The 11818-nt window shown below is 76.8% G+C and carries 10 protein-coding genes; 6 read left to right on the top strand and 4 right to left on the bottom strand.

From position 1 onward, the window contains the following. Positions 1-2: 2 nt before the first annotated feature. The 4 genes from HOP40_RS29925 to HOP40_RS29910 are packed head-to-tail and all read left to right on the top strand — an operon-like array spanning position 3 to position 5033. Complete coding sequence (locus HOP40_RS29925; protein WP_172165239.1) at positions 3-1304, top strand: GGDEF domain-containing protein; 1302 nt, start codon at positions 3-5, stop codon at positions 1302-1304. Positions 1305-1339: 35 nt separating this feature from the next. Then, positions 1340-3259: a 1-deoxy-D-xylulose-5-phosphate synthase gene (dxs, locus tag HOP40_RS29920; RefSeq protein WP_172165236.1), complete on the top strand. Its 1920-nt coding sequence runs from the start codon at positions 1340-1342 to the stop codon at positions 3257-3259. After that, complete coding sequence (locus tag HOP40_RS29915; protein ID WP_172165233.1) at positions 3259-3924, top strand: response regulator transcription factor; 666 nt, start codon at positions 3259-3261, stop codon at positions 3922-3924. The genes dxs and HOP40_RS29915 overlap by 1 nt, the downstream gene beginning before the upstream one ends. Beyond that, the gene (locus HOP40_RS29910) at positions 3924-5033 is read left to right on the top strand and encodes a sensor histidine kinase (RefSeq protein WP_172165230.1); all 1110 of its coding nucleotides are present in this window, start codon (positions 3924-3926) and stop codon (positions 5031-5033) included. The genes HOP40_RS29915 and HOP40_RS29910 overlap by 1 nt, the downstream gene beginning before the upstream one ends. 21 nt (positions 5034-5054) lie before the next feature. On the opposite strand, the gene HOP40_RS29905 is transcribed toward HOP40_RS29910, so the two are convergent. The 3 genes from HOP40_RS29905 to HOP40_RS29895 all read right to left on the bottom strand — a co-directional run bounded on the left by HOP40_RS29905 (position 5055) and on the right by HOP40_RS29895 (position 7862). Continuing rightward, positions 5055-6290, bottom strand: a complete 1236-nt coding sequence (locus HOP40_RS29905) for an HRDC domain-containing protein (protein ID WP_205346969.1) — start codon at positions 6288-6290, stop codon at positions 5055-5057. Between the two features lie 26 nt (positions 6291-6316). Further along, a complete protein-coding gene (locus tag HOP40_RS29900) occupies positions 6317-6970 on the bottom strand; it encodes a LuxR C-terminal-related transcriptional regulator (RefSeq protein ID WP_075949948.1) in 654 nt (217 codons plus the stop codon). A gap of 295 nt (positions 6971-7265) precedes the next feature. After that, complete coding sequence (locus tag HOP40_RS29895; RefSeq protein ID WP_240157361.1) at positions 7266-7862, bottom strand: DUF3000 domain-containing protein; 597 nt, start codon at positions 7860-7862, stop codon at positions 7266-7268. Between the two features lie 139 nt (positions 7863-8001). On the opposite strand from HOP40_RS29895, the gene hemE reads away from it, so the two are divergent. After that, complete coding sequence (gene hemE, locus HOP40_RS29890; protein ID WP_172165224.1) at positions 8002-9087, top strand: uroporphyrinogen decarboxylase; 1086 nt, start codon at positions 8002-8004, stop codon at positions 9085-9087. Further along, positions 9084-10478 (top strand): protoporphyrinogen oxidase, encoded by a 1395-nt coding sequence (gene hemG, locus HOP40_RS29885; RefSeq protein ID WP_172165221.1) that lies wholly within the window; start codon positions 9084-9086, stop codon positions 10476-10478. Before hemE ends, hemG begins: the two co-directional genes overlap by 4 nt. On the opposite strand, the gene HOP40_RS29880 is transcribed toward hemG, so the two are convergent. Continuing rightward, a complete protein-coding gene (locus HOP40_RS29880; protein ID WP_172165218.1) occupies positions 10462-11799 on the bottom strand; it encodes an NAD(P)/FAD-dependent oxidoreductase in 1338 nt (445 codons plus the stop codon). The two genes, hemG and HOP40_RS29880, sit on opposite strands and share 17 nt — an antisense overlap. Positions 11800-11818 lie beyond the last annotated feature (19 nt).

Genomic DNA, 11818 nt, shown 5'->3' with positions numbered 1-11818 from the left:
GCGTGGACGAGCCGTCACCCGCTCCGGGATCCCGCACCCTGTGGGGTCTGGGCCCGGGACCGCTCGGCCTGGCGCTGGTCGTCGAGCTCACCGCGGTGGCCGTCGCCGTCGCCGGGCTGGTCGCGCTCCCCGCCGCCGGGCAGCCGCTCCTGCTGGCGCTGGGCCTCACGGCCCTGAGCGTCGTGCACACCGAGCTGGCCACGGGCATCGAGCGGGTCCGGCGCCGGGCGTCGGAGAACTCCTACTTCGACCTCAGCTCGGTCTGGACCTTCGCCGCCGCGCTGCTGCTGCCCCCGGGCCTCGCCGCGGTGGTCATCGTGCTGGTCTACGTGCACCTGTGGCACCGGGTGTGGGCGCCCGCGGGCATCCCGCTCTACCGCCACGTCTTCACGACGGCGACGGTCCTGCTGGCCGCCCGCGCGGCCCACGAGGTCGTCGCGCTGGCCGGCGGGCTGCCGGCCGACCCCACGCAGCCCGGCGTCGTCCTCGCGGTCGGGCTCGCCGTCGGCTCCTACGTGCTGGTCAACACGCTGCTGGTCGGGGCGGTGATCGCGCTGAGCGGGCCGCGCCCGGTGCTGCGCGACCTGTTCGGGCGGTGGGACGACAACGCGCTGGAGGTCGCCACCCTGTGCATGGGCGCCCTGGCCGCGGTGGCGCTGGCCTCGACGCCCGCGCTGGTCGCGCTGGTCCTCCCGCCGATCCTCGTGCTGCACCGCGCGGTCCTGGTCCGCCAGCTCGAGCAGGAGGCCAGCACCGACGCCAAGACCGGCCTGCTCAACGCGGCGGCGTGGCAGACGCAGGCGCTGCGGGTCGTCGACCGGGCCCGCCGGACGGGCTCGGGCGCGGGCGTCCTGATGCTCGACCTCGACCACTTCAAGATCGTCAACGACACCCACGGCCACCTGGCGGGCGACGACGTGCTCGCCGCGGTCGCCGCGGAGCTGCGCGCGGAGGTGCGCAGCCACGACGTCGTCGGGCGCTTCGGCGGCGAGGAGTTCGTGGTCCTGCTGCCGGACCTGCCGGCGGGCGGCACCGGCCGCACCGAGCTGTGGCGGGTGGCCGAGCGACTGCGCGACCGGGTCTCCCGGCTCGACGTGGGGGTGGCCACATCGGGCGGTCTGCGGACGGTCACCGGGCTCTCGGTGTCGATCGGCGGCGCCACCGTCCCGACCGACGGCACCACCCTCGACCAGGTGCTCACCGCTGCCGACGCCTCGCTCTACGAGGCTAAGGCGGGCGGTCGCAACCTGGTCCGGATCGCCGCCGACGCCCACGTCCCCTCGCCCCGGCGCCCCACGGCGTGAGGGCGGGGCCGGCGCTCCGTCCGTAGACTGGACCGGTGACCGTGCTCCGATCGATCAGTGGTCCCGCCGACCTCCGACGCCTCGGGCCGGACCGGCTCCCCGAGCTCGCCGCCGAGATCCGCCGCTTCCTCGTCGAGTGCGTGTCGCGCACCGGCGGGCACCTCGGCCCCAACCTCGGCGTCGTCGAGCTGACGATCGCGCTGCACCGCGTGTTCGACTCCCCGACCGACACGGTCGTCTGGGACACCGGCCACCAGGCCTACGTCCACAAGCTCCTCACCGGCCGCCACGACGGCTGGGACCGGCTGAAGAAGACCGGCGGGCTCTCGGGCTACCCGAGCCGCGCCGAGAGCGAGCACGACGTCGTCGAGTCCAGCCACGCGTCGTCGTCGCTGTCGTGGGCCGACGGCATCGCCCGCGCCTACGCGCTGACCGGGCAGCAGCGCCACGTCGTCGCCGTGATCGGCGACGGCGCGCTCACCGGCGGGATGGCCTGGGAGGCGCTCAACAACATCGCGACCGGCGACCGCAACGTCGTCATCGTCGTCAACGACAACGGCCGCTCCTACTCCCCGACGATCGGCGGCCTGGCCGACCGGCTCGCCTCGCTGCGCCTGCAGCCCGCCTACGAGCGCGTGCTCGACGCGGGCAAGGCGGCGCTCTCGCGCACCCCGGTCGTCGGCGGCACCCTCTACGCCGGCCTGCACGCGGTGAAGGCCGGCCTCAAGGACGCGCTGAGCCCGCAGGAGCTGTTCTCCGACCTCGGCATCAAGTACTTCGGGCCGGTCGACGGGCACGACGTCGAGGCGATGGAGTCGGCGCTGCACCGCGCCAAGCGCTTCGGCGGGCCGGTGATCGTGCACGCCGTCACGCGCAAGGGCCACGGCTACCTCCCGGCCGAGAACGACGAGCTCGAGCAGATGCACAGCCCGGCCGCGTTCGACCCCGAGACGGGGCTGCCCACCGGGGCGCCGTCCGTCGGCTGGACCAGTGTGTTCGCCGAGGAGCTCGTGGACATCGGGCGCCGGCGCACCGACGTCGTCGCGATCACCGCGGCCATGCTCGGCCCCACCGGGCTCGCGCCGTTCGCGGCCGCGTACCCCGACCGCTGGATCGACGTCGGCATCGCCGAGCAGCACGCCCTGACCTGCGCCGCCGGCCTCGCGACGGGCGGCATGCACCCCGTCGTCGCGCTCTACTCGACGTTCCTCAACCGCGGTTTCGACCAGCTGCTGATGGACGTGGCGCTGCACGGGCAGGCGGTCACGCTGGTGCTCGACCGCGCCGGCGTCACCGGCAGCGACGGCCCCTCGCACAACGGCATGTGGGACCTCTCGCTGCTCGGCGTCGTCCCCGGGATGCGGGTCGCCGCCCCGCGCGACGCCGTCACGCTGCGCGAGGAGCTGGCCGAGGCGATCGCCGTCGACGACGGCCCCACCGCGCTGCGCTTCCCCAAGGGCTCGGTGATCGAGTCGGTGCCCGCCGTCCGTCGCATCGACGGCGTCGACGTGCTGCACGCCTCCGACGACGCCGCGGTGCTGCTGGTCTGCGCCGGGGCGTTCGGCCGGCTCGGTGTCGAGGCGGCGCAGCGGCTCGCGGCGCAGGGCGTCGCGGCCACCGTCGTCGACCCGCGGTGGGTGCTCCCGGTGCCCGGCGCCGTCGTCGAGATGGCGCGCGAGCACCGGCTCGTGGTCACGGTCAGCGACAGCGGGCGGCACGGCGGGTTCGGCTCGGTCGTCTCCGCCGCGCTGCGCGACGCGGAGTGCGACGTGCCGCTGCGCGACGTCGCCCTGCCCCAGGAGTTCCTCGACCACGGCAGCCGCGACGACGTGCTGGCCGCCACCGGGCTCACCGCGCAGGACGTGGCGCGCCGGGTCACCGAGTGGGCGTCGGCGCTGCCGTCGTTCACGATGCCGTCGGACGTCGACGCCTCCGACCTCGGCGTGGAGTCCTGATGCGCGTGCTGGTCGTCGAGGACGAGCACCCCCTGGCCGACGCCATCGCCCGCGGGCTGCGGCGCGAGGGCATGGCCGTCGACGTCGCCTACGACGGCGACACCGGGCACGAGAAGTCGGCCGTCACCCGCTACGACGTGGTGGTGCTCGACCGTGACCTGCCCGGCATGACCGGCGACGCGCTGTGCGGCGAGATCGTCGGCTCCGGGGCCACCACGCGGGTGCTGATGCTCACCGCGAGCGGCACGCTGGCCGACAAGGTCGACGGCCTGTCCCGCGGGGCAGACGACTACCTCGCCAAGCCCTTCGACTTCCCCGAGCTCGTCGCCCGCCTGCGCGCGCTCGGCCGCCGCGCCACCCCGGCCGTGCCGCCGCTGCTCACCGCGGGCGACGTCGCGCTCGACCCGGCCCGGCGCACGGTGCTCCGCGCCGACCGGCCCGTGGAGCTCACGCGCAAGGAGTTCGGCGTGCTGGAGGTCCTGATCTCCGCCGGCGGCGGCGTCGTCAGCAGCGAGGAGCTGCTGGAGCGGGTGTGGGACGAGAACGCCGACCCGTTCACCACCACCGTGCGGGTCACGGTCATGACGCTGCGCAAGAAGCTCGGCGAGCCCGGCGTGATCGAGACGGTGGTCGGCGCGGGGTACCGCGTGCCCGCCGCGGGGTGATGACGGGCCTCCGGCCCCGGCTGACGCTGCTGGCCACGGCGCTGGTGGCGCTGGCCAGCGCGCTGCTGCTGTGGCTGGGCTGGCTCCTCGTCGGCGGGGTGACGCAGGCCGTCCCCGCGCTGCCGCCGGGCAGCACGGTGCGCGTCGACGGCGTCACGGTGCCCGCGGAGGGCCTGGGCGACGCCGTTGGACGCGCCGCGCAGGAGGAGGTGCTGCGCGCGGGCCTCGTCGCGTTCCCGCTGGTGGTCTTGGCCGCGGCGCTCGTCTCGTGGGTGCTGGTCGGGCGCGTGCTGGGCCCGCTGCACGAGGTCACGGCCACCGCGCGGCGGCTCACCGTCGAGACCCTCGACACCCGCCTCGGCCTCGCCGACGCCCGCGGGGAGGTCGCGGAGCTCGCGGCCGGGTTCGACGCCATGCTCGACCGCCTGCAGGCCGCGTTCGACGCCCAGCGCCGCTTCGTCGCGAACGCGAGCCACGAGCTGCGCACGCCGCTGGCCGTCCTGCGCACCGAGGTCGACGTGACGCTGTCGGACCCCACCGCCGACGAGGCCGAGCTGCGCCGCATGGGCGCGGTCGTCCGCGACGCCACCCGCCGCGCCGACGACCTCGTCGCCGGGCTCCTGCTGCTGGCCCGCACCGAGGGCGCCGCGCTGGCCGACCTCCACCCGGCCGACCTCGCCGCCACCGTCGTGCCCGCCCTGGCCGCGGTGCGGGCCGAGGCGGGGCACCGGGGGCTGCGGGTGCAGGTGCGCACCGCGCCCGCGCCCGTCGTCGGCGACCCGGTCCTGCTGGAGCGGGTGGCGGGCAACCTCGTGGAGAACGCGGTGCGCCACAACGTGCCCGGCGGCTGGATCGAGGTCGTCAGCGGCGTCCGCGACGGCTGCGCCGAGCTGTGCGTGGCGTCGTCGGGGCGGGAGGTGGACCGGGTCGACGAGCTGTTCGAGCCGTTCCGCCGCGGCCCGGTGGAGCGCACGGCCACCGCTCCCGGCTCGGGCCTGGGGCTGTCGATCGTGCGGGCGGTGGTGACGGCCCACGGCGGCGCGGTGGCGGCGGCGCCGGTGCCGGGCGGGGGCCTGACGGTGACCGTCCGGCTGCCGGTGCGCCCCTGAGGGTGCTCCCGCGGCCGGGCGTCAGGTGCTGCGGGCCGTCAGGGCCTGCTCCAGCGCCGGGGTGAGCAGGGCGATCTGCCACTCGCGCGCCCCGCCCTTGCGCAGGAACCCGGCGACGTCGCCGTCCTCGGGCGGGGTCCAGCACAGCCGGCGGAGCAGGTCGGGCTGGAGCAGGTTCTCCACCGGCACCGTGCGCTCCGCCCCCACCTCGGCCACGGCCGCGCGGGCGGCGACCAGGCGGGCGGCGGCGTCGGGGTCGCGGTCGGCCCAGCGCGCGACCGGGGGAGGGCCCTCGGTGGGCGCGGTGGGGCGGGGGAGGTCGGCGGGGTCGAGGCGCTCGGCCGCGGCCAGCGCCGACCACCAGTACGCCGTCATCCGCCGCTGGGAGCGCCCGCGGAAGACCGCCATGGTGCCCAGGGCACCGGCGGACTCGGGGGCGCTGACGGCGGCGTCGACGATGGCGGCGTCGGGCAGCACCCGGCCGGGGGCGATGTCGCGCTCGGCGGCGAGGCGGTCGCGCGCCTCCCACAGCCCGCGGACGGCCGCGAGCTGGCGGGGCTTGCGCAGCTTGTGGATGCCGGAGGTGCGCCGCCACGGCTCGGCGCGCGGCGTGGGCGGCCCGGCGGTGCGGACGGCCTCGAACTCCTGGTGGGCCCAGTCGAGCTTGCCCTGCTCGTCGAGCATCCGCGTGAGGACGTCGCGCAGCTCCACCAGCACCTCGACGTCGAGGGCGGCGTAGACGAGCCAGTCCTGCGGGAGGGGCCGGCGCGACCAGTCGGCGGCACCGTGCCCCTTCTCCAGCGCGAGCCCGAGCAGGTTCTCGACCATCGGCCCGAGCCCGACGCGGGGGAGCCCGGCCAGCCGGCCGGCGAGCTCGGTGTCGAACAGCCTGCTCGGCGCCAGGCCCGTCTCGGCGAGGCACGCGAGGTCCTGGGACGCCGCGTGCAGCACCCACTCCGGGCCGGTCAGCGCCGGAGCGAGGTCGGACAGGTCACTGCCCAGCGGGATCGGGTCGACGAGCGCCGTGCCCGCGCCCGCCCGGCGCAGCTGCACCAGGTAGGCGCGCTGGGAGTACTTGAACCCGGAGGCCCGCTCGGCGTCGACGGCGACCGGGCCGGTGCCGGCGGCGAACGCCGCGGCGGTGGCCCGGAGCGCGTCCCGGTCGGCGACGACAGGGGGGAGCCCGTCGACCGGGGCGAGCAGGGGGACGGGTGCCGGAACCTCCGGCTCGTCCGTCGCGGCCGGCCCCTCCTGCACCGATGAGCCGTCCGGGTCCTCTGGGTTCAGCGGATGACCCCGGCCCGCATCGCCAGCGCGACCATCTGCGCGCGGTCGCCCGTGCCGAGCTTGCGCCCGATGCGCGAGAGGTGGCTCTTGACCGTGAGCGCCGACAGGCTCAGCGCCTCGCCGATCTCCTTGTTCGACTGCCCGTCGGCCACGAGCTGCAGCACCTCGACCTCACGCGCCGAGAGCTCGCGCGGGGTGTTGTCGGTGCCGGGCACGCGGGTGCCGGTGGCGAGCAGCGGCGCGACCGTCGGGTCGGCGTAGACGCCGCCGTCGAGCACGCGCTTCACGCCGTCGGTGACGATCGCCGCCGACGCCGACTTGAGCAGGTACGCCTGCGCCCCGGCCTGGAACGCCGACCGCACCGCGTACGGGTCGTCCGAGGACGCCAGCACGACGAGCCGGTTCCAGCCCAGCGAGCGCAGCTCGGTGACCAGGTCCAGCCCGCTGCCGTCCGGCAGTCCGAGATCGAGGATCGCGAGGTCGCACGGCCCGTTGGCGTGCGCCCGGGCCCGGGCCTCGGCCACCGAAGCGGCCTCGTACACCGTGCCTGCCCCCATCGAGCGCAGCCGTGCTGCGATCGCCTCGCGCAGGAGCGGGTGGTCGTCGACCACCAGCACCGAGAAGAGCTCTTCCCGCGGGTGCGGGACCATTGCCGGCGACAGCACAGCACCGGTGGTGCTGCGAACTGGCGCGCCTTGGCCTACTACGGCCACGTCACTACCTCCCTGGAGTCGGTCGTTGCCCCCGACCGGCACCAGACCTCGGCCGGCGAAGAGACCGCCCGAGGAGGTGTCGTGGAGGAAGCGTAGCCCCCCAAGCGGTCTAACGTCGTGTATCGGATCGAACTTAGCGGGGTGAAAGTTACAGCCTTGTCGCCCCTCGTCCACCCGATCGGGTGACCCTGTCGATCACTCCGGGCGCCGTCGTCGCAGGTGAGCACCTGCTTCACACCGTTCTGTGAACGAGCGAAACTGCGCCGACCGGTGGCAGACCTGCGGCCGACGCGACGAACGCGCAGAACGCGGCGGCGTGCCGGGACAGGTCCGTGCCGATCGGCGTCCAGGACGCGCGCAGCTCCACGTCGTCGTCGCGGCGGGGCCCGGCGATGTCGCCGAAGCGCACCGAGGAGGTCTGGGTGACCGTCCCGCCCAGCGCCACGTGCTCGGCGCCGTGGTCCTCGAGGGCCTCGGTCAACCAGGACCAGCCGACGACCGGCAGCATCTCGTCGCCGAGCTGCTCGGGCTCCAGGCGGGCCTGGACGAAGCAGACGAGGCGGAAGGTGCCCTCCCACGCGTCCTGCCCGGCCGGGTCGTGCAGCAGGATCAGCCGGCCCGAGGTGTCGGACTCGTCGACGCCGTCGTCGGCGGCCGCGCGGCCCAGCGTGGAGTCGGCGACCTCGACCGACAGCGCCCACGTCCACGGCGCCAGCCGCGGCGGCGCGTCGAGCGCGGAGACGATGAGCTCCGGGCGCGCTCTGAGGGTGCCCAGCGAGGCGACCGCTCGGCGGAACTCGGGCGGTGGAGAAGCGGTCGCGTCGGGCACGAGCGGGAACTCTAAGCGGCGTGACACGCCCGGCAGGACAGGCGCGCCGGGCCCGCCCGTCCGTGTGCCGCGACCACCCCGTCGCGCGTCCCGGGCAGGTGGGAGGCACCCCGGGACCGCGTGGGAGGATGGCCCGGTCATGGTCGTGAACCCGTCTCCGTCCGCCGCAGGCACCGTCGCCGCGGACACCCGCCGTCGCGAGCTCGCCGCCGCCCCGTTCCTGGTCGCCGCGCGCGGGGGGCGCCCCGCGCACCTGCCCGTGTGGTTCATGCGCCAGGCCGGGCGGTCGCTGCCCGAGTACCGCGCGCTGCGCCGCGACAGCGGGATGCTGCAGGCCTGCCTGACGCCGGACCTCACGTGCGAGATCACGCTGCAGCCGGTGCGCCGCCACGGCGTCGACGCGGCGATCCTGTTCAGCGACATCGTCGTGCCGCTGCACGTCGCGGGCGTCGACGTCGACATCGTGGCCGGCACCGGCCCGGTCGTGGCGAGCCCCGTGCGCACCGCCGAGGACGTCGAGCGGCTCCCGGTGCTCGACGCCGGGCAGATCGCGCCGGTCACCGACGCGATCGCGCTGCTGCTGCCCGAGCTGGGGGAGACCCCGCTCATCGGCTTCGCCGGCGCCCCGTTCACGCTCGCGTCCTACCTCATCGAGGGCGGCCCGAGCCGCAACCACGAGCGCACCAAGGCCCTGATGCGCAGCGCGCCGGGCGTCTGGCACGCGCTGCTCGGGCGCCTGGCCGACATGACGACGACGTTCCTGCGCGCGCAGGTCGCCGCGGGCGTCGACGCGGTGCAGCTGTTCGACTCCTGGGCGGGCGCGCTGTCCGAGCGCGACTACCGCGAGTACGTCCAGCCGCACTCCGCGCGGGTCCTCGCCGGCCTGGCCGACGCGGGCGTGCCCCGCATCCACTTCGGCGTCGGCACCGGGGAGCTGCTCGGGGCGATGGCGGAGGCCGGGGCCGACGTCGTCGGCGTCGACTGGCGCATCCCGCTCGACGACGCCGCCCGCCGCGCCGGCGGCACGCACCCGGTGCAGGGCAACCTCGACCCGGCCGTGCTGTTCGCCGACGCCGCCTCCATCGCCTCCGAGGTCGGGCGGATCGCCGCCGAGGGCCGCCGGACGCCCGGGCACGTGTTCAACCTCGGTCACGGCGTGCTGCCCGACACCGATCCCGACGTGCTCACGCGCCTGGTGGACCTGGTGCACCGCCAGCCGGTGTGACCGGCCCGGTGCGGGTCGCGGTCGTCGGCGGGGGGATCTCCGGCCTCGCCGCCGCCCACCGCCTGCGCGCGCTGCTCGGCCCGGACGCGCGGATCACCGTCCTGGAGCGGCGCGACCGCGTCGGCGGCGTGCTGCACACCGTCGACCTGGCCGGGAAGCCGTTCGACGTCGGCGCCGAGGCGTTCCTGGCCCGCCGCCCGGAGGTGCCCGCGCTGCTGGCCGAGCTGGGTCTGCCGCCCGCCGTCCACCCGACGGCCGCGTCGGCCACCGTCTGCGCGGGCGGGCGCACCGCCCCGCTCCCCGGCGGCACGCTGCTGGGTGTGCCCACGAGCGCCGCCCGCCTCGACGCGCTCCTGTCGGGTAGCGGCCTCGCCGGGGTCGCCGCGGAGCCCGGGATCCCGCTGGACTGGGAGCCCGGGTCCGACGCCGCGCTGGGCGGGCTGCTGCGCGCGCGCTTCGGCGACGAGATCGCCGACCGGCTCGCCGACCCGCTGCTCGGCGGCGTCTACGCCGGGCGCGTCGACGCGCTCGGGCTGCGCGCCACCATCCCCGCGCTCGCCGCAGCCCTCGACGCCGGCGCCCCCTCGCTGACGGCCGCGGCCGACCGGGCCACCACCCCCACCGGCAGCGCGCCGGGCGGCCCGGTGTTCGGCGCCGTCCCCGGCGGCTACCGCACCCTGCTCGACGCCCTCGCCGCGGCCGCGCGGGCCGACGTCCGGCTCGGCGTCACGGTCCGGGAGCTCGTGGCGCTGGACGGCGGCTGGCGGCTCGTGCTCGGCTCGACCACGGAGCCGGAGGCGCTGGACGTCGACGCCGTGGTGCTCGCCGTGCCCGCCCCGGCCGCGGCGAAGCTGCTGGCCGGCGTCGCGCCCGCGGCGGCGCGGGCGGCGGGGGAGATCGAGCTGGCGTCGTCGGTGGTCGTCGCGCTCGCCTTCCGCGACGCCGACGCGGCCACGCTCCCGCCGACGTCGGGCACGCTCGTGGCCGCCGACGAGCCGCTGCACGTCAAGGGCGTCACGCACTCGGGCACGAAGTGGGCGCACCTCGCGGGCGACGGCGTGGTGCGGCTGCGGGCGTCGCTGGGGCGGTTCGGCGAGGCCCCGGCCCTGCAGGTCGACGACGACGAGCTCGTCGCCCGCGTCCGCGCCGACCTCGCCACGCTCACCGGCGTGACGGCCGCACCCGTCGCCGTGCACGTCCAGCGCTGGGGCGGCGGGCTGCCGCAGTACGGCGTCGGCCACCTCGACCGCGTCGCCGCGATCGAGGACGGCCTCCCGGCCGGGCTCGCGGTGGCCGGGGCGGCGCTGCACGGGGTCGGCGTCCCGGCGTGCGTGGCGACGGCCCGGGCGGCGGCCGGGCGGGTCGCGGCGGGGCTCACCCCGCCCCGGTGAGCTCGGACGTCCGCGGTGCCGGGAACCGCCGGGACGACCGCAGCGACGCCCACGCCACCCGCGCCACCCGGTCCGGGCGCATCAGCGACGGCGGCGGCGCGAGCAGCCCCGTGACCTGGACGAACGCCTTCGCCACGGCCGGGTCCACGGCCGCGGCGGCCTGCACCCGCCCGATGTAGGCGCCGACGAGCCGGCCCGCCCGCGTCCGCGGGCCGTCGACGCGGGGGTCCTGCAGGTCCGCGCCGACGGTGAGGTCCCACACCGGCCGCACCACCCGCGCGACGGCCCGGGCGTGCGCCCGCGGATCCGGCGCACCGGTCAGCCCGCGCAGCGCCAGCGCCTGCAGCGCCGCCACCGTCATGCCCTGCCCGTAGACCGGGTTGAACGAGCACACGGCGTCGCCGAGCACGAGCAGGCCGGCGGGGAGGTCGTCGAGCAGGTCGTAGCGCCGCCAGGCGTTGGCCGGGAACCGCGTGACCCGCAGCGGGCCGACGGGCTCGGCGCCCACCAGCGCGTCGGCGACGTCGGGGAAGGGCAGGGTCGCGGCGAAGCGGTGGTAGCCCTCGGGGTCGGCGGGCGGCCGGTCGTCGAAGCCGCCGATGAGCACGACCAGGTGCTCCCCGCCCTCGACGGGGAACACCGCCCCGCCCCGCGGTACGCCCGGCGCGGCCGAGAGCAGCACCGCCTGCTGGTCGCCGAGCGCGCCGGGGCGCAGCCGGAACCGGCCGGTCGTGTAGCCGACGTCGACGGTCACCCGGTCCTCGCGCGGCGCCGTGCCGCCCCGCTCGGCCAGCCAGACCGGGGTGCGGGAGGCGCGGCCGGTGGCGTCGACGACGAGGTCGGCGTCGAGCACCTGCTCCTGCGCGGTGTCGCGGTCGCGCACCTGCACGCCCGTGACGCGGGTGCGGTCGCCGAGGAGCCCGACGACGTCGCGGCGCTCCCGGACGTCGACCAGGCCGCGCACCTCCTGCCGGACGTGGGACTCCAGCAGCGCGCGGCTGAGCATCAGCGTCCGCGTCGTGCCGGGGACGGGCAGGAACCGGTGGCCGGCCAGCAGGAACCGGATCTGCCCCGACGTCCCGGTGACGGCGCCGCGGGCGACCAGCGCGTCGGTCAGGCCGGGGAGGAGCTCCTCCAGCACCTCGCGGCCGCGGGGGAGCAGGACGTGCGGGTGGCGGCCCTGGGGCACACCGCGGCGGTCGGCGGCGCCGGTGGGCAGGGTGTCGCGCTCGACGACGGTGACGTGGTCGAACGACTCGGACAGGACGCGGGCGGCGAGCAGGCCGGCCATGCTCGCACCCAGGACGACGGCGTGGGTCATGCCGGGCACGGTGGCCCCG

Origin of the sequence: Pseudonocardia broussonetiae (assembly GCF_013155125.1) — a bacterium.
Taxonomy (GTDB): Bacteria; Actinomycetota; Actinomycetes; order Mycobacteriales; family Pseudonocardiaceae; genus Pseudonocardia; species Pseudonocardia broussonetiae.
This window is presented reverse-complemented; position numbering and strand designations above follow the sequence as displayed.

Coding starts and splice junctions, on each gene's coding strand:
- HOP40_RS29915 (WP_172165233.1), top strand. CDS start 3,259: ATGCGCGTGCTGGTCGTCGAGGACGAGCACCCCCTGGCCGACGCCATC.
- HOP40_RS29910 (WP_172165230.1), top strand. CDS start 3,924: ATGACGGGCCTCCGGCCCCGGCTGACGCTGCTGGCCACGGCGCTGGTG.
- HOP40_RS29900 (WP_075949948.1), bottom strand. CDS start 6,970: ATGGTCCCGCACCCGCGGGAAGAGCTCTTCTCGGTGCTGGTGGTCGAC.
- hemE (WP_172165224.1), top strand. CDS start 8,002: ATGGTCGTGAACCCGTCTCCGTCCGCCGCAGGCACCGTCGCCGCGGAC.
- HOP40_RS29880 (WP_172165218.1), bottom strand. CDS start 11,799: ATGACCCACGCCGTCGTCCTGGGTGCGAGCATGGCCGGCCTGCTCGCC.